Annotated in this window: 22 protein-coding genes and 2 riboswitches; of the genes, 20 read left to right on the plus strand and 2 right to left on the minus strand. The window is 34.0% G+C overall.

The window, feature by feature from the left end:
* Nucleotides 1-8: 8 nt before the first annotated feature.
* From IMX26_RS18210 to IMX26_RS15180, 7 genes are all read left to right on the plus strand, one after another.
* On the plus strand, nucleotides 9-2000 hold the full coding sequence (locus tag IMX26_RS18210; RefSeq protein ID WP_195159196.1) for an ABC transporter ATP-binding protein: 1992 nt from the start codon (nucleotides 9-11) through the stop codon (nucleotides 1998-2000).
* 18 nt (nucleotides 2001-2018) lie between these two features.
* On the plus strand, nucleotides 2019-2552 hold the full coding sequence (locus IMX26_RS15155) for a hypothetical protein (protein ID WP_195159197.1): 534 nt from the start codon (nucleotides 2019-2021) through the stop codon (nucleotides 2550-2552).
* Between the two features lie 651 nt (nucleotides 2553-3203).
* Nucleotides 3204-4919 carry a peptide ABC transporter substrate-binding protein gene (locus IMX26_RS15160; RefSeq protein WP_195159198.1) on the plus strand — a complete coding sequence of 572 codons (1716 nt, stop codon included), beginning with the start codon at nucleotides 3204-3206 and terminating at the stop codon, nucleotides 4917-4919.
* A gap of 76 nt (nucleotides 4920-4995) precedes the next feature.
* Nucleotides 4996-5943: an ABC transporter permease gene (locus IMX26_RS15165; RefSeq protein WP_195159199.1), complete on the plus strand. Its 948-nt coding sequence runs from the start codon at nucleotides 4996-4998 to the stop codon at nucleotides 5941-5943.
* Nucleotides 5943-7064: an ABC transporter permease gene (locus tag IMX26_RS15170; protein WP_195159200.1), complete on the plus strand. Its 1122-nt coding sequence runs from the start codon at nucleotides 5943-5945 to the stop codon at nucleotides 7062-7064. Before IMX26_RS15165 ends, IMX26_RS15170 begins: the two co-directional genes overlap by 1 nt.
* A 16-nt stretch (nucleotides 7065-7080) precedes the next feature.
* Nucleotides 7081-9063, plus strand: a complete 1983-nt coding sequence (locus IMX26_RS18215; protein ID WP_195159201.1) for an ABC transporter ATP-binding protein — start codon at nucleotides 7081-7083, stop codon at nucleotides 9061-9063.
* A gap of 8 nt (nucleotides 9064-9071) precedes the next feature.
* Nucleotides 9072-9608, plus strand: coding sequence for a hypothetical protein (locus IMX26_RS15180; RefSeq protein ID WP_195159202.1), 537 nt, complete (start codon nucleotides 9072-9074; stop codon nucleotides 9606-9608).
* Between the two features lie 34 nt (nucleotides 9609-9642).
* On the opposite strand, the gene IMX26_RS15185 is transcribed toward IMX26_RS15180, so the two are convergent.
* Nucleotides 9643-10476: a VanW family protein gene (locus IMX26_RS15185; protein WP_195159203.1), complete on the minus strand. Its 834-nt coding sequence runs from the start codon at nucleotides 10474-10476 to the stop codon at nucleotides 9643-9645.
* A gap of 199 nt (nucleotides 10477-10675) precedes the next feature.
* Nucleotides 10676-11233 carry a histidine phosphatase family protein gene (locus tag IMX26_RS15190; protein ID WP_195159204.1) on the minus strand — a complete coding sequence of 186 codons (558 nt, stop codon included), beginning with the start codon at nucleotides 11231-11233 and terminating at the stop codon, nucleotides 10676-10678.
* 199 nt (nucleotides 11234-11432) lie between these two features.
* On the opposite strand from IMX26_RS15190, the gene IMX26_RS15195 reads away from it, so the two are divergent.
* The 13 genes from IMX26_RS15195 (at nucleotide 11433) to IMX26_RS15255 (ending at nucleotide 24473) form a co-directional block, all read left to right on the plus strand.
* Nucleotides 11433-12215 (plus strand): sugar phosphate isomerase/epimerase family protein, encoded by a 783-nt coding sequence (locus IMX26_RS15195; protein WP_195159205.1) that lies wholly within the window; start codon nucleotides 11433-11435, stop codon nucleotides 12213-12215.
* A 100-nt stretch (nucleotides 12216-12315) separates the two neighbouring features.
* A riboswitch (Lysine riboswitch) is annotated at nucleotides 12316-12498 on the plus strand.
* Between the two features lie 80 nt (nucleotides 12499-12578).
* Nucleotides 12579-12760: riboswitch (Lysine riboswitch) on the plus strand.
* 164 nt (nucleotides 12761-12924) lie between these two features.
* Nucleotides 12925-13959 carry an L-erythro-3,5-diaminohexanoate dehydrogenase gene (locus IMX26_RS15200; RefSeq protein WP_195159206.1) on the plus strand — a complete coding sequence of 345 codons (1035 nt, stop codon included), beginning with the start codon at nucleotides 12925-12927 and terminating at the stop codon, nucleotides 13957-13959.
* The gene (locus IMX26_RS15205) at nucleotides 13959-14981 is read left to right on the plus strand and encodes a hypothetical protein (protein WP_195159207.1); all 1023 of its coding nucleotides are present in this window, start codon (nucleotides 13959-13961) and stop codon (nucleotides 14979-14981) included. Before IMX26_RS15200 ends, IMX26_RS15205 begins: the two co-directional genes overlap by 1 nt.
* A complete protein-coding gene (locus tag IMX26_RS15210) occupies nucleotides 14965-16578 on the plus strand; it encodes a hypothetical protein (protein WP_195159208.1) in 1614 nt (537 codons plus the stop codon). The genes IMX26_RS15205 and IMX26_RS15210 overlap by 17 nt, the downstream gene beginning before the upstream one ends.
* A 46-nt stretch (nucleotides 16579-16624) precedes the next feature.
* Nucleotides 16625-18172 (plus strand): lysine 5,6-aminomutase subunit alpha, encoded by a 1548-nt coding sequence (locus tag IMX26_RS15215; protein WP_195161430.1) that lies wholly within the window; start codon nucleotides 16625-16627, stop codon nucleotides 18170-18172.
* A 1-nt stretch (nucleotide 18173) separates the two neighbouring features.
* Complete coding sequence (locus IMX26_RS15220; protein WP_195159209.1) at nucleotides 18174-18923, plus strand: OAM dimerization domain-containing protein; 750 nt, start codon at nucleotides 18174-18176, stop codon at nucleotides 18921-18923.
* Between the two features lie 17 nt (nucleotides 18924-18940).
* Nucleotides 18941-19327: a hotdog fold domain-containing protein gene (locus tag IMX26_RS15225; RefSeq protein WP_195159210.1), complete on the plus strand. Its 387-nt coding sequence runs from the start codon at nucleotides 18941-18943 to the stop codon at nucleotides 19325-19327.
* A gap of 6 nt (nucleotides 19328-19333) precedes the next feature.
* Nucleotides 19334-20155, plus strand: coding sequence for a 3-keto-5-aminohexanoate cleavage protein (locus tag IMX26_RS15230; protein ID WP_195159211.1), 822 nt, complete (start codon nucleotides 19334-19336; stop codon nucleotides 20153-20155).
* Between the two features lie 25 nt (nucleotides 20156-20180).
* On the plus strand, nucleotides 20181-21425 hold the full coding sequence (gene ablA / locus IMX26_RS15235) for a lysine 2,3-aminomutase (RefSeq protein WP_195159212.1): 1245 nt from the start codon (nucleotides 20181-20183) through the stop codon (nucleotides 21423-21425).
* Nucleotides 21426-21442: 17 nt separating this feature from the next.
* A complete protein-coding gene (locus tag IMX26_RS15240; RefSeq protein WP_195159213.1) occupies nucleotides 21443-22222 on the plus strand; it encodes an enoyl-CoA hydratase-related protein in 780 nt (259 codons plus the stop codon).
* Nucleotides 22223-22298: 76 nt separating this feature from the next.
* Complete coding sequence (locus IMX26_RS15245) at nucleotides 22299-23144, plus strand: 3-hydroxybutyryl-CoA dehydrogenase (protein ID WP_207729295.1); 846 nt, start codon at nucleotides 22299-22301, stop codon at nucleotides 23142-23144.
* Nucleotides 23145-23163: 19 nt separating this feature from the next.
* Nucleotides 23164-23817, plus strand: a complete 654-nt coding sequence (atoD, locus tag IMX26_RS15250) for an acetate CoA-transferase subunit alpha (protein ID WP_279324868.1) — start codon at nucleotides 23164-23166, stop codon at nucleotides 23815-23817.
* Between the two features lie 2 nt (nucleotides 23818-23819).
* The gene (locus IMX26_RS15255; RefSeq protein WP_195159215.1) at nucleotides 23820-24473 is read left to right on the plus strand and encodes a CoA transferase subunit B; all 654 of its coding nucleotides are present in this window, start codon (nucleotides 23820-23822) and stop codon (nucleotides 24471-24473) included.
* Nucleotides 24474-24563 lie beyond the last annotated feature (90 nt).

The following is a 24563-nucleotide window of genomic DNA, read 5'->3' on the forward strand; positions in this document are numbered from 1 at the left end:
GTGGTAAAATGAGTTATGCAATAGAAGTAAATAATATATATGTAACGTTTAACACTTACGGTGGTAAGGTGCATGCTGTACGAGATGTATCTTTTAAGGTGAAACAGGGTGAAACTTTAGCAATTGTAGGTGAATCTGGCTCCGGAAAGTCTGTAACAGCTAAAACTATAATGGGTATATTAAGTAAAAACTCTAATATAGAAGCAGGATCAATTATCTATGAAGGTAAAAATATCTTAGAATATACGGATAATGAAATGAGTAATATTCGTGGTTCAGAAATAGGTATGATATTTCAAGACCCCATGTCTTCGCTTAATCCGGTTATGAAAATTGGTAAACAAATCACTGAGGCTTTAAGACTTAAATCAAAAATGAGTAAAGCTGAGGCCAAAGAAAAAGCCTTAAAACTGATGACAGATGTTGGAATTGACCAAGTTGAAAAACGATATAATCAGTATCCATTTCAGTTTTCGGGAGGTATGAGGCAAAGAATAGTAATAGCAGCTACCTTAGCTTGTGATCCCAAAGTTTTAATTTGTGATGAACCAACAACTGCTTTAGATGTAACTGTACAGTCAAAAATTTTAGACTTAATTAAGGAACTACAAAGAAAACGCAATATTGCGGTAATATTTATTACCCATGACCTTGGAGTAGTAGCGAATGTAGCAGATAATGTAGCAGTTATGTATGCTGGAAGAATTGTTGAAAAGGGTTCTGTTAGGGACATTTTTTATAACCCTAAATCTCCATATGCAATGGCTTTATTGGCTTCAATGCCAGACCTAGAAACTGATACGGAGCGGGAGTTATACGCCATACCGGGTACCCCCCCTAACATGTTGTTTCCACCTAAAGGTGATGCTTTTGCTAACAGAAATCAATTTGCCTTAAACGTAGACTTTGAAGAGCAACCACCAGAGTTTAAGATTAGCGATACTCATGTAGCAAGCACTTGGTTGTTACATCCAGATGCTCCAGAGGTTAAACCACAAGACTTTGTTATTGCCCATAAAGAGAAAGAAGAAGCCTCTTATAGCAAAGCCTCTCATATTGATTATAAAAATAAAGTTTTACAGGTTAAAGGTCTTAAACAGCATTTTACTAGTGGCTGGGGTAAAAGAAAACTAGTAGTTAAAGCAGTAGATGATATTAGCTTTGATATTTATAAAGGTGAAACCTTTGGTTTAGTAGGTGAGTCTGGTTGTGGTAAAACTACTACTGGCAGAGCAATAATTAGATTATACGAGCCTACCGCTGGTAAAGTTATCTTTAGAGGCAAAAATATTGCTCAAAAAATGCGAGATAAAGAACGTAGAGATTCTACTAGAGGTATTGAAATGATATTTCAAGACCCAATTACCTCACTTAACCCCAGAATGACTGTTAAAGAGATTATTGGTGAAGGTTTACGTATTAATAAACTCTGCAAGTCAGAGGCTGAAATGATGGATATTATTTATGAAATGCTGGATGTTGTAGGTTTAACAAGAGAACATGCCTCACGATATCCCCATGAGTTCTCCGGAGGTCAACGCCAAAGAATAGGAGTAGCTAGAGCTTTAATAACAAATCCCGAACTAGTAATTGCTGATGAACCTGTTTCAGCACTTGATGTATCAGTACAGGCTCAGGTTTTAAACCTAATGAATAGCATAAAAAAGAGATTAGGATTAACAATTTTGTTTATTGCCCATGACCTATCTGTTGTAAAATACTTTTCAGATAGAATTGGCGTAATGTATTATGGTAAATTGGTAGAGGTTGCTGAGTCAGAGGAGCTATACAGAAACCCCTTACATCCTTATACTGTATCATTATTATCAGCAATACCTCATCCTAATCCAGAGTATGAAAAAACAAGAAAACTAATTAAATATCATCCTTCAATGCATAATTATAAGGATAAAAAAGTAGAACTAGTTGAAATCAAACAAGGACATTTTGTACGCTGTTGCCAAGACGAAATGAAAAGATATTTAGCAAAACTAAAGTAGATTGGAATGAAAATTGGTATGAAAAAAATAGGACTGATTACCCTTGTAATAGTAATAACATTGGCTGTGTTTTCAGCTCTCTACATGCAAACTAAGCTATATAAGGGGGAGCCCTACTTTTATGCCCCTCATGAGTTTAAAGGTGAAGTGCTAAAACGAATTAACCAAAATGATATGTTTTACTCACCAATATGGTGTATGTTATTAGCAGTTGGCCTTATGTTAGGATATAACTTGTTTAAGGTTTTAATTGGTACCCATTCATACTATAGCACACCACTTTATCTGTTAATGGTTTTGCTGTATATGATATCAATAATTGCCCTGTTTAAAGCCTATTATGTAATAGGTCAAGCAATGATCCTAACGAGCAAAACAGGCGAGTTTTTAATGGGATTCTTTGAGATAATGGGGCCTTTTATTTTCATATTTTTGCTGTGTGGCATAAATGAAATAATTAAGTTTTATAACCTACATTATAAAAAAATTGATGATTGCCAAGATCGACAACGCTTTAACGTTTTAAAAAACATTTTAAAGAATAAAAATTAAAAGAGCTACTGTTAAAATCTTTTAGCTTTTGTTATATAGTAATTTAAATAATAAAAAAAGACGTTTGATTTAACGTCTTTTTTTGTGTTTAAAGCACTTAAATAGTTAACAATTGCACTAGTTTTTAAATGGTAATTTTTTAGTATATAGTTATTAATTTAACAATAAAAAGAAATTATATGGATGTATTTTGTATACATGTATACATATTGAGTTAGTTTAGTTAACAGCGTGACTAATTAGTAAACTACCTATATATATACCTAAATATAGTATTTTATATCGTTTTTAAGCTTATATTCTTATTTGTTATATTAAAAAAGTATAATATGGTTATATAATTAATAAATATCTTGCCAGCAAAATTATTATAATTACAGTATATACAAAGGTTTTTAGTGTAGTATAATTATTTTCAATCAATTTGAACTACATAAAATTACATATATCATATTAATTAAATATAATAATCAAATTAAACAACTACTTTACTCAAGTAATTAACAAAATATATATAATTTTTTTATACATTTTGGATGTTAAATAAAAACATAATTGTTTAAAAATATAATAAATAAAATTATTTATTAGTAGTTTAATATTAAGCTCTGCTTGATATTGAAATAAAAAAAATTTGAGGAGGCAGTTATCTTGAAAAAGGTATGTTCGTTATTGTTAATTGCTTTAGTGTTGATGGTTGCAGTTACAGGTTGTACTAGTAGCGCCAACACTGATGTAAAGGGTAAGTTAATTTTTAGAAAAACAAATAGCAGTATTGGTACACTCAATCAACAAGTGTATAACAATACAGCTGAGAGTCGTGTATTAACCTTAATAAATGGTAATTTACTTGACTTAGTATTAGATGCAGAAAACAAAACATATAAGTTTGCTCCTATGCATGCAGAGGCTTTGCCAACAAGAAATGATGATGGTACAGTATGGACTTTTAAACTCAGAAACAACAATGAGTGGAGTGATGGAACACCAATTACTGCGCACACTTATGAGTATACTTACAAAGTTCTAATGGATCCAAAACTAGCTAACCGTCGTGGTGATGTCTTAATTGACGAGTTTAAGGTTATAAATGGTGAAAAGTACTTAGCTGGTGAATGTGAATGGTCTGAGGTTGGAGTTAAAGCTACTGATGACAATACACTCGTAGTTACAATTGAGCAAAAAGTTACTGATTTTGACTTTATGTCTGCTTTTGCTGGTGGTGGTGCTACTTCTCCAATTAAAGAAGAATTATATGAGCAATGTTTTAATTCAGATAGAACAGAAAATACATATGGAACTTCTGTAGAGACTACACCTTCATCTGGTCCTTATAAATTAGTTGAGTGGACACGTGATAAGTACAGAGAATATGTTAAAAATGAAAACTACGGTGGAGCTCAACACTTTGTTCCAGAAATAATTACTGAGCAAGTAAGTGAAGACAATAATACCATAGTTCAATTATTCGAAACTGGAGAGACTGATTATTGTACTATATCTGGTAGTGATTTTGATAAATATGAAGATCACCCAGGGTTAATTTACGCTAGTTCAACCTCTATTAGAAACATGTATATAAATACTAAATCAGATAAAAAATTCTTAGATGACATTAACTTTAGAAGAGCTATGTTCTATGCTATGCCTAGAGAAAAAATTGCTAAGGATATTTATAAAACACATATTCCAGCAAACTACTATATTTCTTCAGCTAAGGTAGCAAACCTAGAGACTAAAGTTTTTTATCGCGATACAAAACAGGCTAAGGCTAATATCTCTGAAAACTATAGCCTTGATTTAGATTACGCTAAAAGCTGTTTTGATAAAGCATATGCTGCTAACGGAAACAAAAAGATGGAAGTTGAAATTTTATACTTCGAAGACTCTAATAATATGAAGGTTATGGCAGAAGTAATTGAAGAAGAATTTGAAGTACTCTTTGGTTCAGACAGACTAGATATTAAGTTAAAAGGTATGCCTTGGAGAGTATGTTACGAGCAATTAAGAGCCAAAAACTTTGATATGGGCTTTGGTGGCTGGGCTGGCAGTAGACTAAATCCATACAGTGGTATGAAAGTTTATACATCTAGTTATGCACGTAAACACGGTACATTTGCAAATGCTGAGTATGACAAATTATATGAAGAAATCATGGAACCCACAATCGATGCAGAAACTCGTTTAGATAAACTAGCTCAAATGGAAAAAATCATGTTAGATAGTTGCACTCACATTCCACTTTATGAAAGTAGAACTCCATATCTATTCTCAGATAGAGTTCACTTACTGGTAGATGAGTATGTTCCAGGGGTTGGATTTGCAGAATATGAAGCAAATTTAGATCCAATGGACATAGGGGAATAAGTAATAAATAATAGAGTGTTTATCGTAAGATAAACACTCTAACTTGATTCAATTTGTAAAAATAGGAGGATAGAAAATGCTTAGATATGCTATGCAAAGAATCGTACTTATTTTTATTACTTTATTTCTAATTGTTACTATATCATTTCTTACTATTAGAATGATGCCCGGATCTTTTATGAACACAGATGAAATGCCTGATGGCATGGTAAAAATAGTAGAGGAAAAATACCACTTGCATGAACCCCTTATTGTGCAGTATGGTTATTATTTAAAAGACATGCTTAGAGGAGATTTTGGAGTTAGTTTAGCAATGCAACCCCAAAGACCGGTAGTTGATATGGTATCAGAAAAACTGCCTATAACATTACAGTTAAATGTATTTTCACTTTTTATTATTCTACCGTTTGCTACTCTTTTTGGAGTAACAACAGCGTTAAAAAAGAATACCTTATATGATCATATAATGAATGTACTGATTGTAATTGCAATTTCTGTTCCGAGCTTTGTATTTGCTTCATTAATGAAGTATACATTGGCATTTAAACTGGGCTGGTTTCCAATAGTTTTAGATAAAAGTACTGTTTTAACCTTAAAGAAGTTTCACTCTATGATATTACCTATAATTGCCTTATCTTTAGGTAGTATTGCTAGTTTAACTCGTTATGTACGTGCTGAGTTGGCTGAGAGCATGAATGCAGACTATATGCAGTTAGCAAAAGCAAAAGGATTAAATAAGTACCAGGCTATTTTTAGACACGCTATGAGAAACTCATTTATACCTCTTGCCAATATGGTTATTCCTTTATTTATGGGAATATTAGGTGGTTCTTTGGTAATAGAGAATATTTTCGCTATACCTGGTACAGGGCCATTATTGGTTAGCTCAATTTTTACCCAAGATTATCCAGTATCTATGGCTGTGCTATTATTCTATTCGATCATTAGTTTAGTTACAATTTTGGTAGTAGATTTATCGTATGGAGTTATAGACCCAAGAATTAGAATGGGAGGTAAACGCTAATGAGTAAAGACCTCAAGAAATATACAGATGACCAATTTACCTTTGCCCACTCTGCTCAACAAGAGCTCAAAGACGATAAGTTCGAAACAGAGCCAGTAGGTTTTTTTAAGGATGCTGGTATCAGGTTTAGAAAAAATAAAGCTTCAATTATAGCAGCGGGAATTATAATTGTCATTGTTATGATGGCTTTAATAGGACCAAGTATGACTAAATACAGCTTTAGAGAACAGAGAATAGACTTAGCTTATTTACCAGCCCGAATACCTGGGATAGAGAAACTTGGTATATTTGATGGTACAAGAGAAAAGCGAGTTAGAGCTTCGAAAATTGATACAGAATATAAAGATAGTATTATTAAAGTTGTAAAAGAGTATGAGATGTACGGCGTAAAAATGGCAGATATTAAATTCGATGATTATGCCTACCGTGGCGTTAAAGATAAATATTTTTTATTTGGTACAGATTATGTTGGACGAGACCAATGGACCAGAATTTGGCGTGGAACACGTGTGTCATTGCTAATTGCTTTAATTTCAATGCTGGTTAATATTTTCATTGGTGTAGTATATGGTGCTATATCAGGCTACTATGGTGGTACAGTTGACCTTGTTATGCAACGTTTTACGGAGGTGTTAAACGGTGTACCACGAACAGTAGTAATGATTTTATTTATCCTTTATTTTGGTGCTGGTATTTTGCCAATAGCTTTAGCACTATGTCTAAAGGGATGGATTGGCATGAGCCGCATGATTCGTGCTCAGTTTTACAGATATAAACGAATGGAATATGTATTAGCATCAAGAACTTTGGGTGCTAAAGATATGACCTTAATATTTAGACATATTTTGCCTAATGCAATTGGTATTTTAATTACTAAAGCGGCTTTAGCTATTCCTTCAGCTATTTTTAGTGAGTCGTTTTTGGCTTATTTGGGTTTAGGTGTACAGGCTCCTGAGCCATCAATTGGGGTATTGTTAGCGGAGGGGCAAAAGGTTTTAGTTCAATTTCCACATTTAACATTGTTCCCTGCACTAGTAATATCATTGCTCATGATTTCGTTTAACCTCTTTGGTAATGGATTACGTGATGCGTTTGATCCTACCCAACGTGGTATAGAGTAGAAAAGAGGTGAAAATAATGAGTAATTATGCTATAGAAGTAAAGAACTTATATGTAACATTTAATACATTTAGTGGCAAAGTGCATGCTGTTCGAGACGTTTCGTTTAATGTGAAAAATGGTGAAACATTAGCCATAGTAGGTGAATCTGGTTCAGGCAAATCAGTTACAGCTAAAACAATAATGGGGCTACTAACCAAAAATGCTAATATTGAAAGTGGCTCAGTTTTATATGAAGGAAAAAATCTTTTAGAGCAAACCGAAAAAGAGATGTGTAACATTAGGGGCTCTGAGATTGGCATGATCTTTCAAGATCCACTAGCGTCTTTAAATCCAGTAATGAAAATAGGTAAACAGATTACGGAGGCCTTAAGAATAAAACAAAGAATTGCCAAAGATGAGGCTAAAGAAATAGCCATTCAACTTATGAAAGACGTAGGTATTCCTTATGCAGAAAAAAGATATGAACAATATCCATTTCAGTTTTCGGGGGGTATGCGTCAACGTATTGTTATAGCTACAACATTAGCTATGGATCCTAAAGTCTTAATCTGTGATGAGCCTACTACGGCTTTAGATGTAACTGTACAATCTAAAATTCTTGAGTTAATAAAAGAAATTCAACGAAAAAGAAATATAGCAGTAATATTTATTACCCACGACCTTGGTGTTGTTGCCAATGTTGCAGATACAGTAGCTGTAATGTATGCCGGAAAGATTGTAGAAAAAGGTACAGTAGAAGATATATTCTATAATGCTAAAACGCCATATGCCATGGCTTTAATGGCTTCAATGCCAGATTTAGAGACTGACACTCAGCGTGAGCTATATGCTATACCGGGTACGCCACCTAATATGTTGTTTCCTCCTAAAGGTGATGCTTTTGCAGCCCGAAACCAGTTTGCCTTAAAACTAGACTTTGAGGAGCAACCACCTGAATTTAAAGTTTCTAATACCCATGTTGCTAGCACTTGGTTAATGCATCCTAAGGCGCCAAGTGTAACTAAAAAAGACTTTATAAATAATAATGAGAGTTATCAAAGTGGTGAGTTTGGAAAAGGATCAACAATTGATTACAATAATAAGGTTCTTGAGGTAAAGGGATTAAAACAATACTTTACTAGTGGTACAGGTAAACGCAAAATTACAGTTAAAGCAGTAGATGATGTTAGCTTTGATATTTTTAAAGGCGAAACATTTGGTTTAGTAGGCGAATCTGGTTGTGGTAAAACTACCACAGGTAGAGGGATAATTAGACTTTACCAGCCTACAGCTGGAGAGGTTATTTTTAGAGGTAAAAATATTGCAGCTAAAATGTCGGACAAAGAGCGCAGAAACGCTACCCGTGGTATTGAGATGATTTTTCAAGACCCCGTAGCATCATTAAACCCTCGTATGACTGTAAAAGAGATTATAGGCGAAGGTTTACGAATTAATAGATTATGTACTTCTGAAGAAGAGATGATGGACATGATTTATAAAATGCTTGATGTAGTAGGTTTAACAAAAGAGCATGCCTCAAGATATCCACATGAATTCTCGGGTGGGCAAAGACAGCGTATTGGTGTTGCCAGAGCTTTAATAACTAATCCAGAGGTAGTTATTGCAGACGAGCCAGTTTCTGCTCTTGATGTATCGGTGCAAGCTCAGGTTTTAAATCTAATGAATCGTATTAAGAAAAAGCTAGGTTTATCAATCTTATTTATTGCCCATGACTTATCTGTAGTAAAGTATTTTTCGGATAGAATTGGGGTAATGTATTATGGAAAATTAGTAGAGGTTGCTGATGCTAATGAGCTCTATAAAAATCCTTTACATCCATACACAAAATCATTATTATCAGCTATACCTCATCCTAATCCAGAGTATGAGAAAAAGCGTAAACACATTAATTATAGTGCATCTATGCATAAGTATGGTAAAAATGAGGAAGTTAGCTTAGTAGAAGTTTCTAAAGGACACTTTGTTAGATGTTCAAAAGCAGAGAGACAAAAATACTAATGCCTAAAGTGTTTAAAAAAAGAGGTTTAGTAATACTTATAGTACTTATTCTTTTAGGGATTTTTGCGGCACTATATATGCAATTAAATCTTTACAAAGGTGATAACCTAAGAACTTGGTCATCCTATGAATTAAGAATGGGTAAGGGTGAAATAGTCAAGCAAAAAGAAAGGCTATTTTTACCGCTTTATACTATGTTACTAGCCTTAATAGGCTATGTTGGATACTCTATATTTGAGCTTTTTGTAGGAGTTCACTCCTACTACAAAACTTCAAGATTTTTATTGATGATAGCAACTTATGCAGTAGCAGCTGTATATTTATTTAAAGGTTATTATGTGATTGCCCTAGCTCAGTCTATAACAGGCAAAACAGCCGAATATGTTATTGGCTTTAATAAACTTATGGGACCTGTTGCAGTTGTTATACTCTTAATGGGAATAAACTATTTCATAAAAAAAAGAAACCTTAAACAAAGAGAAAATATCTCAATTGATAATGAACGTTATAATGTATTAAAAGCAATACTAAATAAAAAAAGATAAAAAACAGGACTCGATCTTTCGAGTCCTGTTTAAATTACTCTATAATCTTAATTTTATCTTTTGCTATAAACTTGCTATCATACATAACTAACGAGTTATTCTCTAAAATAAACTCTTCGCTTACTATATTGCCGGTAGTTTTGTTAATGGCTTTTTTAAAAATCTTATTGTGTCTGTAATACTTATTTTTTAACTTCATAAAGTAATGCTCTTTTTCTACAACATGATAACTTAAATTTAACTCTTGATCACTGCGTAGCTCTCCACATAAATGCTTATCTGTAGTGTAGGTTATTAACTGAAAGCTTTTATCGGTATTATTTATAAACTGATAGTCTTTATAGTTATACATAATGGAGGTGCCTGTGCCAAAGGGTATTTGTCTGCCATAATCCGGAAACATATCTAGCTGGTTATGGTGATGATGTTCTATTATTTGTAAGGGGCTATGTAGAATCATCCAGTGAATTAAGTTTGTAAATTGACACATACCTCCAGCAATGCCTTTACTAATATTATTGCCTTTAATAATTAAGCCTTCTTTATAACCTTTTTTAGCTGTACAGTTACCTACTAGTTTCCAAAAAGAAAATATTTGATTTGGTTTTATAACAATGCCAGTTATGCTTGGAGTGGCTAAAGCTAAATTAACTGCTTTATTTTCTTGCAGTTGCATATCCACATTACCTAATTTTCGCCTTATAAGTGATTTATGTTTATAAACAATTTGTGGTAATTTTTCAGTGTTATAATTGTTAGCATACAGTTTGCTTTTGGATAACCAAAGCAGTTTTCTTAAAAAGATACCTTTATACTGTGATATTTTATAGGTGATAGGATGTAATTGACAAAATAATTTTCGTGGCATAGTTATACTAACCTCTTATAGTTATTAATAATTAGCAAAATATACTTAAATTGTAACATTATAATTGATTATACGCTAGAATTTCTTTTAGCAATTAGCATACAAAGCTTATATAGTCAGTGTATAGAGACAAAAAAACACGAGCGAACCCATTTTTGAGTATGCCGTGCTTTACAAGTTAAAGAAATTTAGCTGATTATTACTTACTAAACTCTACTACCGTACAATTATCTATAATATAACTAAAAAACTCTTCGTCAGTAATTTCTCTATTAAAGTACCTATTAACAGCTTTACTTACAAAGCCATGAGCAACAATTAATACCTTTTTTTCTTTATGTTTTTCACTTATTCTATCTAATGCTGCAAATACCCTATCTTGAACCTCTTGAGCAGATTCTCCCTCATGAATGGCTTGGGTAAACGATGAATTAAGGCCCTGTTTCCAACGTTCAGGGTATTTAGCTTGGCTTTCTTCTCTTGTAAGTCCTTCATATAAACCAACACATATTTCACGCAAATCACTATCGGTTTCAAGGGGTAAATTTAAGTACTTGTTTATAATATTAGCAGTTTGCTGGGCTCTTTTTTGAGATGAAGCTACAATAATATCAATATCTAAATTTTTTAGAATTTCACCAACTTGTTGTGCTTGCTGTTTTCCAAGTTCACTCAACTCAACATCTAAGCTTCCAGCATATCTTTTTTGAGCGTTATATATAGATTGGCCATGTCGAACAAAATATAATTTTTTCATAGTTCACCTCTTATTTATTTTGCTTTAATTCTAACATATTTGCATAAATATATTGAGAGAAATACCTAAAATATTAGCTGAAAATTTTAGTTGCTAAAAATCTCTAAAACATTTATTAAATGAAAATTATTATTCATAGAATGATTATATAATATGTGATAAGCTAAACATATAAAATAAAAGAATCGAGGAGGATAAAGTGAATAACATTTTTATTCAACCACGTGTAGAAACTTATACAGAGTACTTAAACTTAGCCAACACTAGCGGGTTGTCATTTGAACTCGGTGACTTTGCATCTCCTGCTGTGTTAAATGATATAACAGAATATAATTACCGAAAAGATTTTTATAAACATCATTTAAAACAATTTAGCAGCAATATTAGTTTACATGGAGCCTTTTTTGATATTATTGTTGCCAGTACTGATTTAGCTATTAAAAGAGCTTCGCGTGAAAAGGTTCGTATTGGTTTAGAAACCGCCAAAGAATTAGGCGCAAGTTCTATTGTTTTTCACTCTGGTTTTAACTCAATTATTAAAAATCCAAAATATAAAGATAATTGGTTACAAGCTGCTTTGTTTTGGAGCCAAATGGCCAATGAATATGAGCTAGAAATTTTGCTAGAAAATGTTTGGGATTTAAATCCGCAAAATCTTTCAGAATTGTTAACGAATATTAATTTAGACAATGTTAATATATGCCTTGATATTGCTCATATAAATGTCTTTTCTCAAGAGACAATTGAAAACTGGTTTAACGTGTTAGGAGATAAAATAACCTATATACACTATAGCGATAATAAAAGTGATTATGATGCCCACTTAGCCATTGGCGAAGGAGATATAGACTGGCATATAGTAAACAATTGTATAAAAAAACTAAGCCATAAACCCAGAGTTGTTTTGGAAGTAAGTGGTTGTGCAGAGATTAATAAATCATTAAAATATTTAACTAAAAACAAAATATATCCATATAATTAAGTAGCTCACAATAAATTAAACGAACTGCTAAAAATAATAAAAAAAACTTGCAGGATTCAGGTAAATACTGTAGAATTTATAGTAGGTAAAAACTTAATATTGCGTATATAGAGGAGCAGTTTATTAGGTAGTTTAAGAGTGGAAAGGTACGTAATGCCAATATCTTAAATGAAGGTATAAATTGCCGAAAGGTATTATTTATTACGGAGTAATACACTTGGGAGTTAGGTGCACATAATTTAACTACTGTCATATCCAAATGATATGAGGCGCTATTCAGTAATTTCAGCTGAATGGTGCTTTTTGTTTTAAAGTTACAATGGTAGCTTACATAAAAATAAAAACATCGCTAAATAATTTAATAATGTACATAGAGGTGCAATTTTCATGGTAGTTAGTAACTGTTAAGAGTAGAAACACTCGTATTACTAATAAAGGGGAAAGTTGCCGAAAGATACCATTAGTTTTCTTAATACTATCTTGGTAGTTATGCCTACATAACATAACTACTGTCATATCAAAGTATATGATGCGCTATTCGGTGTGTATTTTTTCATGCTGAATAGCGTTTTTTACTAAACTATGATATGAAGCGCTATTCAGTGAAATAATACTGAATAGCGCTTGTTTCTTTATGTATTGTTAAGTTATGAGGCAACAATTTGCTTTAGCAGATTGCTTAATTTAGCTATTAAATGGAGGGGTAAGAATGAAAGCATGCAAATTTGGAACTCATCGAGTATTAGAACCTAAGGGAGTTTTGCCACAACCGGCTTGGAAAATCGATAATACTATGGATCTTTATGATAATGAAATATTAATAAATGTAAAGACCCTAAATATTGATTCAGCTAGTTTTACTCAAATAAAACAACAAGCCAATGGCAACGAACAAGAAATTGCCAAAATTATGTTAGATACTGTAGCTAAAAGAGGAAAACACCATAACCCAGTAACAGGCTCTGGTGGTATGTTAATTGGTACTGTCGAGAAGATTGGTAATAAGCTACAGGGTAAAACCGACCTAAAGATTGGAGACAAACTTGCAACATTAGTTTCATTATCTTTAACTCCATTACAAATTACTAAAATAAAGAAAATAAAAGTAGATACAGATCAAGTAGATATCGAAGGCAAAGCTATTCTTTTTGAGAGTGGAATATATGCCAAATTACCTACCGATATGCCTGAAAAACTAGCTTTATCAGTATTAGATGTTGCTGGTGCACCTGCTCAGGTTGCTCGATTAGTACAGTCTAATCAAAGCGTATTAGTAGTTGGAGCAGCAGGCAAATCTGGTTTGTTATGTTTACACGAAGCTAAAAAAAGAGTTGGTATTGCAGGTAAAGTAGTAGCTTTGTGTTATAGCCAAGCTGGTGCTGATGAAGTAGCTAAACTTAATTTAGCAGATGAAATCATCATTTGTGATGCTACCAATGCAGTAGCTATGATGAATGAAGTTGCTAGAGTTACCAATAACGAAATGATTGACGTTACTATAAATTGCGTAAATGTACCCAATACAGAAATGGGTTCAATTATGGCGACTAAAGAAGATGGCACAATTTATTTCTTTAGTATGGCTACATCTTTTACAGCTGCCGCTTTGGGAGCTGAGGGTGTAGGTAGAGATGTACAAATGATTATTGGAAATGGTTATTGTAAAAACCATGCTGACATTGCTATTCAAGTATTACGAGAAAATAAAGAGCTACGTAAACTTTACGAAAAGCGTTATGCCTAATGAAATTTATTGACCTTTTACCTCGCACAAACAATATAACAATAGCAATATCAGGGCTTAATAAAAATGCAGGAAAAACGGTAGTTCTTAATAAGTTAATTGACGACGCGGTTGCCATAGGTAAAACACTTGCCATTACCTCAATAGGCTATGATGGTGAAAAAACTGACATGTTGGATGGCCACCAAAAACCTCAGATATATGTACCATCAGGTACTATTGTGGCAACCGCATCCTCTTTAATAGAAAAAACAAATTTAGATTTAGAAATTATAGCAGCTACAGGACAATATACACCGTTAGGTGAGGTGTATATTGTGCGTTATCATCAACACGGTTATTGTGAAATTGTAGGTCCCTCATCCTTAAACGGGTTAATTAAAGCCAAAGATATCATGTGTAAATACGCAGATATTGTAATTGTGGATGGTGCTTTAAATAGAATCTCACAAATGTCACCCAAGCTTTGTGATGCAGCATTTTTTGCTGTTGGTGGTAACGATAATATTGGTAACTTAGTAACAAAAGTCAGAGACCAATTTAAACTATTTAATATTCCAAAAGTGTCTCATGACATAAAAAATATAGTTTATGAGTTAATAAAAGAAAATCAATGTGCTTTAATATCACAAAAAAATGTTGTTACAAAAATAGAAAATCAAGATGTACTTAATAAGGGTGTTAATAAGAATCACTATGTTTTTTATAATGGGGCAATTACCTTTTCGGTATTAAAAGCGCTTAATAGCAAATACAAAGCAATAATTATTCCAGATACAAGCAATGTATTTGTACCACCTAAATTACTTCATAGTTTAACAAATAAGGGTCTTAAACTATATGTAGGTAATAAAATGCCACTAACGGCAATTACCTTAAATCCTCAAAACACTAAACAAAGTCCCTTAGATATTCTTAAACTGGGTTGTAGAGTAAGTGCTGTATGTCCTACCTTACCAGTTGTAGATGTAGTAACATCTCTATATTTTAAAGGAGGTGCGCTTTTTGGAAAATTGGACTAAAAACTTAGTAACCCAAGACTTTAATTATGTTTATTCACTTATAAAACCCTTATCGCCATATGGCAAAGAACTGCATAGAAATTTTGAGGTTTTTAAGAGAGGTGAAGAAGCTAAACTTATTAAATTCTTAAACAAAGTTAATTTGGTAAGCCAGTTTCTTAAAATAAACACCAAAAATGCTATAGACATAAAAAGATTATTAAAACAGTTAAATAATATAGATAATAATCTTGAGCAAATGGAAATTGGTGTAGTTACAGATATAGCACTTTTTAACATAAATAGGTGCTGTAGTACCCTAAATAGAATTACCAAAATAATCAGTAATAGTTATTTAGCGCAGTTGTTTAAGCTAAATCTTGAATCACTAAATAGTATTATTGAAATACTTAAAGGTGGAAATAAAGTAGATGGTACATTTTATTTAGCAGATTCATTTAGCCCACGTTTAGCTGAAGTAAGACATAATTTAAGAAACTGTGAGCGAAGTCTTATAAAAGAAACCCAAAGTAACAACTACTTTGTGCAAGACCTTTTAGCTAGAACGGTATCATCAACATTTACTATTAGTAAACATGAGGCTGATTTAATTGAAAAACTAAAAAACATAAATGATGTTTATATTGTTTCTGAGAATGAATACACCATAAAATACTCTATTCGGGATAACGATACTTTACTAAAGCTTAAAGCTCAAAAACAAGCCATTGAATACACTTTACAATCTGAGCTTCTATTTATTAAACAAAAGCTCAGAAAACAAATATGTCCTCACATTCAAGGCTTAAAAGATCTATTAAAATGTATTGGCCAGATTGATGTATTTATTGCCAGGGCTGTAGTAGCAAACGAGTTAAAATGTACCTTACCACAATTAGTGAATTACAACGTAATTAAAATTACAAACGGTCGGCATCCTGTTTTAGAAGAAAAATTAGCAGTTAAAAAAGCCAAATTCACACCCCGATCAATTGAACTAAAAGCAGGTGTTAACCTTATAACAGGAATTAATATGGGCGGTAAAACTGTTACTTTAAGGTTAGTGCAATTACTTACAACTATGGTTCATGCAGGCATGCCTGTGCCAGTGGATAACATGCAATTAAGTCTGAGGGATTATGTTCATTTTTCTAAAAGTGATGAAGACTCTATTCTAACTGGCTTGAGTCATTTTGGTCAAGAAATAAACCAAATTAATGAGATATTAACTCATCAAAATGAATATGGTTTAGTGTTAATAGATGAAATTGCCCACGGAACTGCGCCAATAGCGGGGGAGAGTTTAGCAATTGCTGTCTTAGAGAAATTACATGATAGCAATAATATTGTAATTGTAACTACCCACTATACCGCAATAGGTGAAAAAATACCGGTATATGAGTGGCAAACAAAGGGTCTAAACTATGAAAAATGGTATAAAAAAGGCGCTTACAATACTGATGTTAAAGCTTTAAGCAATTGTATTGATTATAGCCTTGTGAGAGTAGATAAAAAACAACAGGAGTTTAGCAAAGCTTTAAAAATTGCAGAGTTACTAGGTATGGATAAAGATATACTAAAACGAGCGGAGCAGCTTATTTTAGATAGCAGGAAATAAAGTCGCTAATAAAGGGAGGATCGTAGTGAATAAATTAAATTTAGACATGAGCTTAGTTGAGAGAGCTCGTAATGCTGCTGAAAAAATTGCAGGTAGCGTTCAAGAAATGGTAGACCAACATACAACAATTACTGTAGAAAGAACAGTAGCTCGCCTAATGGGTATAGATGGTATTGATTCTTTTGATGTTCCGCTACCAAATGTGGTAGTAGATCATGTACACCAGCAGAATAAAATAAGTAGAGGTATTGCTTGGTGGATTGGAAATGCAATGGTTTACTACGGATTAACTCCGCAACAAGTAGCAGAAAAAGTTGCGCTTGGTGAAATAGATTTAGTCAAAGTGCCACTGCAAGACGAAGCTGAAATCGATCAAGCACTAGATTTAAACACTTGTATGGCTATGCAAAAGATTAAAGAAAATCGCAATAAGAGAGATGAACTTTGCAAAATATATCCACCAGGAAAAACCCCACAGCAATATGTAATAGTAGCAACCGGAAATATCTATGAAGATATTACTCAGGCACGTTCTGCGGTACGTCAAGGTGCAGATATTATTGCAGTTATCAGAACAACAGGACAAAGTTTATTAGATTACGTTCCCTATGGTCCAACAACAGAGGGTTTTGGTGGAACCTACGCAACCCAAGCTAATTTTGCAATTATGCGTGAAGCCCTAGATGAAGTTGGAGCAGAGGTTGGTAGGTATATCCAATTAGTAAATTATTGCTCTGGTTTATGTATGCCAGAGATAGCTGTTATGGGGGCTTTTGAGCGTTTAGATATGATGCTTAACGATAGCATGTATGGCATTTTATTCCGTGATATCAATATGAAAAGAACCTTTGTTGATCAATACTTTTCACGTATGATTAACGCCTATGCTGGGGTAGTTATTAATACAGGTGAAGATAACTATTTAACAACTGCTGATGCCTTTGAAGAGGGCCATACTGTTACAGCGTCTCAGTTAATTAATGAACAGTTAGCCTTATTATCGGGTTTACCCCATGAGCAAATGGGACTAGGTCATGCCTTTGAAATGAATCCAAACATCGAGAATGGTTTGCTTTACGAAATAGCCCAGGCTCAGCTATCACGTGAACTCTTTCCTAACTGTCCCTTAAAGTATATGCCTCCCACAAAATATATGACAGGAGACATCTTTAAAGGTCAAGTGCAAGATGCCTTATTTAACCTAGTTTCAGTTTTAACAGGTCAAGGAATACATTTATTGGGAATGTTAACAGAGGCTATTCATACACCATTTATGCAAGACCGAGCTATAGCTCTGCAGAACTCAAAGTATGTAATGAATACTGCAAGAGATCTGGGAGATGAAATTAGCTTTAAAGATGGTGGCATTATTCAAACAAGAGCAAAACAGGTTATTTTTGAGGCCTGTGAAATGCTTGAGGATATTGAGAGTATAGGTATAGAAGAGGCTTTATCTCGTGGTATGTTTGCAAATGTTAAACGCACCCCAGAGGGTGGTAAAGGATTATCTGGTGTTATTAAAAGAGCTAACAACTATTGTAATCCATTTATAAAGCTACTGCAAGAAGAGTTACAGCTTAAGGGGGAATACTAAAATGAAACTAGATTTAAGCAAAGTAATGCCCTATGGCGATACCTTAAATGATGGAAAAGTTCAACTATCTTTTACCCTGCCTGTACCAGCTGGAGATGAAGGCAAAGAGGCTGCTAAACAAATAGTACAAAAGATGGGCATGGAAGAAGTTCAGGTTACCCATTATCATGATTTAGGCGAAAACTACAGTTTTTATGTTGTATATGGCTCAGCAAAAGCTACTGTTGATTATACCCAAATTAAAGTACCCAAAGTTAATGTTAAAAAAATGAGCTACTACGAAATCAATAACTTTATTAAAGAACGATTAAACAGAAAAGTAGTAGTAGTAGGAGCATGTACTGGAACAGATGCGCACACTGTTGGTTTAGATGCCATAATGAATATGAAGGGATATGCCGGGGAGTATGGTTTAGAACGTTACCCCATGATGGAAGCCTATAACTTAGGAAGTCAGGTTCAAAACCATGACTTAATTAAAAAAGCCAAAGAAATAGATGCAGATGTAATACTAATATCCCAAGTTGTTACTCAAAAAGATGTTCATATTCATAACCTAACAGAGTTTATTGAAATGGCACAAGCCGAAGGATTAGATGACTCAACTATCTTAATCATTGGAGGCCCTCGTATTTCACATGAATTGGCCGCAGAGCTTGGTTATGATGCAGGATTTGGTCCTGGCTCGTTACCACCTGATGTAGCTGCTTATATTGCAGTTGAACTAGATAAAAGATTAAATACTTACTAAAAATGGGGAGGTCAATTATGAAAGATGTAATGATTAGAATGAGAATGAGTTCTCATGATGCCCACTATGCTGGTGATTTAGTAGATGGAGCCAAAATGCTACAGCTATTTGGTGATGTAGCAACCGAATTACTAATTAGAAATGATGGCGATGAAGGATTATTTGTGGCCTACGATAATGTTGAGTTTAAAGCCCCTGTTTATGCAGGAGACTATATTGAAGCAACTGGCACAATTACTAAACAAGGAAATAGCTCTAGAAAGATGGAGTTTGTTGCTAAAAAAGTAATAAGCTCTGCCAATATTGTAGAGCAACCATCAGCCTGTAATGTTTTAAAAGAGCCTATTGTAGTATGTAAAGCAAGTGGAACATGTGTTGTTCCTAAAGACTTACAAAGGGGTTAAATTACAATGGAGAAACTAATTATAACTGCTGCTATTTGTGGGGCAGAAGCCTATAAAAAAGACAATGCAAACATGCCTTTATCACCACTAGAGTTAGCAGATGCTGCTTATGGATGTTATAAAGCAGGTGCCTCAATAATTCATTTACATGTACGTGATGAAAATGGTGAACCAACTCAAAGTAAAGAAATATTTGCAGAAACAATAAAACTAATAAAAGAAAAATGTCCAGATATAATTGTTCAGCCATCAACCGGAGGAGCCGTAGGCATGACTGCAAAAGAGCGTATGCAGCCCCTTGAGTTAGATGTAGAAATGGCAACATTAACTGGAGGAACAGTTAACTTTGGAGATGGAGTTTTTTATAACTCCCCTCAGTATATAGAACAATTTGCTACTGTCATGAAAGAGCGAGCTATTAAGCCTGAAATAGAGGTCTTTGAAGTAGGTATGATTCAAAACGCTTTACGTTTAGTAAAAAAAGGGTTGCTAAAAATGCCACTTCATTTTGATTTTGTAATGGGTGTACCTGGTGCTATTCCAGGTACAGCTAAAAACCTGCTGCACTTAGTAGAGTCAATTCCTAAAGATTGCACATGGACTGTGGCTGGAATAGGTAGAGCAGAGCTTCCTTTAGCTACTATGGCTATTGTTTTAGGTGGAAATGTAAGGGTTGGATTTGAAGACAACTTATACTACAGATATAAACAACTTGCTACCAGTAATGCTGAACTAGTAGAGAGAATTGTGCGGATAGCTAATGAATTAGATAGAGAGATAGCTACACCTAAAGAAGCACGAAAAATTTTGGGCATAACACACAACTAACGTATAGTATTTAGGAGGTACGAGAATGCGTGATTACAAAAATATAGAACTTTTTAAAAATGTTACAGCCGAAGAGTGGAATGATTGGCAGTGGCAGGTTCGTAACAGAATTACGGACATAGATACTTTAAAGCAAATAATTAACCTATCAGATAACGAAATTAAAGGTATAAAACAGTGTTTAAAAACACTACGAATGGCTATAACACCCTATTATGCAACACTTATGGATCCCGAAAATGTAAAATGCCCAGTACGCATGCAGGCTGTTCCTACAGCTAAAGAACTTAATATTAGTGACCATGATATGTTGGATCCGTTACATGAAGATGCAGACTCCCCAGCTCCAGGATTAACCCATCGTTATCCGGACCGAGTTTTATTTTTAATAACAGATCAGTGCTCTATGTACTGTAGGCACTGTACCCGTAGAAGGTATGCTGGTGGATTAGATAAAGCTCGTCCTAAAAAAGATTTACAAAAGGCTTTTAATTATATTCGCTCAAATACAAAGGTACGTGATGTACTATTATCTGGTGGAGATGCCTTATTAGTTAGTGATGATTATTTAGAGTACATTATTAGTGAGTTAAGAAGCATTCCTCACGTTGAAATCATTAGAATTGGTACAAGAGCGCCAGTAGTGTTGCCTCAAAGAATAACACCAGACTTAGTTAATATGCTAAAAAAGTATCACCCTGTGTGGTTAAATACCCACTTTAATCATCCAACAGAAATAACCAAACCAGCGGCAGAGGCCTTAGCATTATTAGCTAATGCTGGTATTCCACTTGGTAATCAATCTGTATTACTTAGGGGCATAAATGATTGCCCATATATCATGAAAGAACTAGTTCATTTACTTGTTAAAAATAGAGTTCGTCCATACTATATTTATCAGTGTGATTTGTCTGCTGGCATAAGCCATTTTCGTACCTCGGTAGATAAAGGCATTGAAATAATCGAAATGTTACGAGGACATACTTCAGGTTACGCTGTACCTGTATTTGTAGTAGATGCTCCAGGTGGTGGTGGCAAGATTCCTGTAGGACCACAATATTTAATATCACGCGTAGGAAATAAAGTAATTTTACGTAACTATGAAGGAGTAATTAGTGCCTATAGCCAACCAACAGATTATGTGAATCCATGTACATCATGTGATCATAAACAGCACTTTAATGAGTCTAGAATAGGTATTCAAAAGCTCTTTGAAGATGAAGCATTGAGCCTAGAGCCATCAAATCTTGAACGACATAAACGACACTAATAAAGGAGGAGTAGTATTTGGATTATCAAAATATTAAGCTCGAAATTGAGGATCATGTTGCACTTGTAACTATCAACAGACCCAAAGCTTTAAACGCCCTTAACTCTACAACTATAGTTGAACTAGAAGATGCTGTAGAAGTAATTGCTGCAGATGACAATATCTTTGTTTTTGTTATAACCGGAGCAGGAAAAGCATTTGTAGCCGGAGCAGACATTAGTGAAATGAAAGAGTTTAGTTCTGAAGAAGCCCGACGATTCGCAAAACTAGGTCACCGAGTATTTAATAGAATAGCATCTTTATGTAAACCTAGTATAGCAGCCATAAATGGTTATGCTTTAGGCGGTGGTTGCGAGTTAGCGCTGGCCTGTGATATAAGAATCTCTTCAGCTAAAGCAAAATTTGGTCAGCCAGAGGTTGGTTTAGGAATAATACCTGGCTTTGGTGGCACAAACAGATTACCAGCTATTGTAGGGGCTGCTAAAGCAAAAGAATTAATATTTACAGGAGAATATATCAAGGCAGATGAGGCCTTAAAAATTGGTTTAGTTAATCAGGTATATCAGCCAGATCAACTCATGCCTGAAACAATGAAATTAGCCCACAATATCACTAATAAAGCCCAGTTAGCAGTACGATATGCAAAAATGGCAATTGACAAAAGCCTTTATGTTGAAAATAACACTGCTAGTCAAATTGAATCATCCACATTTGCTTTATGTTTTTCAACAGAAGATCAAAAAGAAGGAATGTTAGCCTTCACTGAAAAACGCTCACCAAAGTTTAAGAGTAAATAAAACAGAACAGTTATATACCGCCTGCTAGGTAGCAGAGGTGTATAACTGTAATAATAAAATTAATTGGAGGAGAAGTATGATTAATAAAATTGCTGTAATTGGTGCAGGAACAATGGGTAGAGGCATTGCTCAAATCCTTATTGCCAGTGGAATTAACACCCTTTTATGTGATATAAAAATTGAGTATGCGGAGGCTGGCAAGGCTTACATAGCTAAACGTTTTGATAAGAGTGTTGCTAAAGCAAGAATGACAGAAGAGGATAAAAATAAAGCACTGGCATTACTAGAAACTAAATCAAACTTAAAAGAACTAAGTGACTGTGACTTAGTTATAGAGGCGGCCTCTGAGCAGATGGATATTAAAAAAGTAATATTTAAAGAGCTTGATGAAATTTGCAAACCAGAGACCATTTTGGCTACAAATACCTCATCATTGTCTATTACCGAAATTTCACAAGCTACTAATAGACCAGATAAAGTAATAGGCATGCACTTTTTTAATCCTGTTCCTGTAATGAAATTAGTAGAAGTAATTAAAGGATTAGCAACATCACAAGATGTAAATAATAGCATTATTGAGTTAGCTAATAAACTAGGAAAAACACCAGTACCAGTAGCTGAGGCACCCGGTTTTGTTGTTAATAGAGTATTAATACCAATGATTAACGAAGCTATTGGCATCTATGCCGATGGGGTTGCTAGTGCCCAAGATATAGATACAGCTCTAAAATTAGGTGCAAATCATCCTATAGGCCCTTTAGCTTTAGGTGATTTAATTGGTTTAGATGTATGTTTAGCTATTATGGAAGTACTACACACTGAGTTTGGTGAAGATAAATACAGGCCTCATCCACTTCTTAAAAAGATGGTTCGGGGTGGATTATTAGGGCGCAAAACAAAACATGGTTTCTACGCTTATTAAGAAAAGGTGGGTAAATACTTTGAGTAAAATAATATCAGCTGAGCAAGCCTTAAAACATATAAAAGATGAAATGACAATTATGGTGGGTGGATTTTTGGCAGTTGGAACACCTGAAACATTAATAGATGGAATCGCCCAAAAAGACGTAAAAAATATAACTCTTGTATGTAATGACACCGGTTTTCCTGATAAAGGTGTAGGCAAATTGGTTTTAAATAAACAAGTTGAAAAAATATACACAAGTCATATAGGAACTAATCCAGAGACAGGGGTTCAACTAAACAGTGGTGAAACAACAGTAATCCTAACTCCCCAAGGAACACTTGCCGAGCAGATACGTGCTGGTGGAGCGGGTTTAGGTGGCTTTTTAACCCCAACTGGAGTAGGCACCGTAGTAGAGCAAGGTAAACAAAAAATGACAATAGCAGGTATCGATTATTTATTAGAGTTACCTTTAAGAGCCAATGTGGCACTAATAAAAGCCCATAAAGCAGATAAAAATGGCAACTTAGTTTATCGTAAATCAGCTCGTAACTTTAACCCACTTATGGCTACAGCAGCAGATATCGTAATTGCTGAAGTAAGTGAGATTGTAGAGGTGGGAGAGATAGACCCAGATCAAGTAATGACTCCCGGAATTTTAGTTGATTACCTTGTTAGAGAGGAGCAATAATAATGAGTGTTAAAGAAATAATTGCTCAAAGAGTTGCCAAAGAATTAGCAAGTGGAGATGTAGTTAATCTAGGAATAGGTTTGCCAACAATGGTTGCAGACTATATACCAGAGGGTGTAAATGTAATCTTTCAATCCGAAAATGGCTTTTTAGGTTTAGGTGGTAAACCAGCAGAAGGAAAAGAAGATAAAGACTTAACTAATGCCGGTGCACAGCCTGTTACAATACTTCCCGGTGGCTGTTTTTTTGATAGTGCAACCTCTTTTACCCTCATAAGAGGTGGACATGTTGATGTAACTGTATTGGGGGCCTTACAGGTAGATGAGCAAGGTAATTTAGCAAACTGGATGATACCAGGCAAAATGGTGCCAGGTATGGGAGGCGCAATGGATTTAGTTACTGGTGCTAAGCGAGTAATTATTGCCATGACTCATAACACAAAAAAAGGTGGAGCTAAAGTACTAAAAAACTGTAAACTTCCATTAACGGCAGCTAATCAGGTTAATCTTATAGTAACAGAGTTAGCTGTAATTGAAGTAACAAAAGAGGGACTAGTTTTAACAGAAATAAATCCAAACTATACAGTAGAACAGGTTCAAGAGTTAACAGAAGCGAAATTAATAATTTCTGATGACCTTAAAAAAATGAAACTTTAACATATTTATTTATAACTTTTGTTGTAAGCGAAATATTGATATATCATTGAAAATTAAAACCATATTGTAGGGGCGACTTTTGGTCGTCTG

Origin of the sequence: Clostridium sp. 'deep sea', from assembly GCF_014931565.1 — a bacterium.
Taxonomy (GTDB): domain Bacteria; phylum Bacillota; class UBA994; order PWPR01; family PWPR01.

What these genes read in the sequence shown, in the direction of transcription:
- IMX26_RS18210 (WP_195159196.1), top strand. Translation starts at nt 9, where the DNA reads ATGAGTTATGCAATAGAAGTAAATAATATATATGTAACGTTTAACACT.
- IMX26_RS15155 (WP_195159197.1), top strand. Translation starts at nt 2,019, where the DNA reads ATGAAAAAAATAGGACTGATTACCCTTGTAATAGTAATAACATTGGCT.
- IMX26_RS15165 (WP_195159199.1), top strand. Translation starts at nt 4,996, where the DNA reads ATGCTTAGATATGCTATGCAAAGAATCGTACTTATTTTTATTACTTTA.
- IMX26_RS15170 (WP_195159200.1), top strand. Translation starts at nt 5,943, where the DNA reads ATGAGTAAAGACCTCAAGAAATATACAGATGACCAATTTACCTTTGCC.
- IMX26_RS18215 (WP_195159201.1), top strand. Translation starts at nt 7,081, where the DNA reads ATGAGTAATTATGCTATAGAAGTAAAGAACTTATATGTAACATTTAAT.
- IMX26_RS15185 (WP_195159203.1), bottom strand. Translation starts at nt 10,476, where the DNA reads ATGCCACGAAAATTATTTTGTCAATTACATCCTATCACCTATAAAATA.
- IMX26_RS15190 (WP_195159204.1), bottom strand. Translation starts at nt 11,233, where the DNA reads ATGAAAAAATTATATTTTGTTCGACATGGCCAATCTATATATAACGCT.
- IMX26_RS15200 (WP_195159206.1), top strand. Translation starts at nt 12,925, where the DNA reads ATGAAAGCATGCAAATTTGGAACTCATCGAGTATTAGAACCTAAGGGA.
- IMX26_RS15205 (WP_195159207.1), top strand. Translation starts at nt 13,959, where the DNA reads ATGAAATTTATTGACCTTTTACCTCGCACAAACAATATAACAATAGCA.
- IMX26_RS15215 (WP_195161430.1), top strand. Translation starts at nt 16,625, where the DNA reads ATGAGCTTAGTTGAGAGAGCTCGTAATGCTGCTGAAAAAATTGCAGGT.
- IMX26_RS15220 (WP_195159209.1), top strand. Translation starts at nt 18,174, where the DNA reads ATGAAACTAGATTTAAGCAAAGTAATGCCCTATGGCGATACCTTAAAT.
- IMX26_RS15225 (WP_195159210.1), top strand. Translation starts at nt 18,941, where the DNA reads ATGAAAGATGTAATGATTAGAATGAGAATGAGTTCTCATGATGCCCAC.
- IMX26_RS15230 (WP_195159211.1), top strand. Translation starts at nt 19,334, where the DNA reads ATGGAGAAACTAATTATAACTGCTGCTATTTGTGGGGCAGAAGCCTAT.
- ablA (WP_195159212.1), top strand. Translation starts at nt 20,181, where the DNA reads ATGCGTGATTACAAAAATATAGAACTTTTTAAAAATGTTACAGCCGAA.
- IMX26_RS15245 (WP_207729295.1), top strand. Translation starts at nt 22,299, where the DNA reads ATGATTAATAAAATTGCTGTAATTGGTGCAGGAACAATGGGTAGAGGC.
- IMX26_RS15255 (WP_195159215.1), top strand. Translation starts at nt 23,820, where the DNA reads ATGAGTGTTAAAGAAATAATTGCTCAAAGAGTTGCCAAAGAATTAGCA.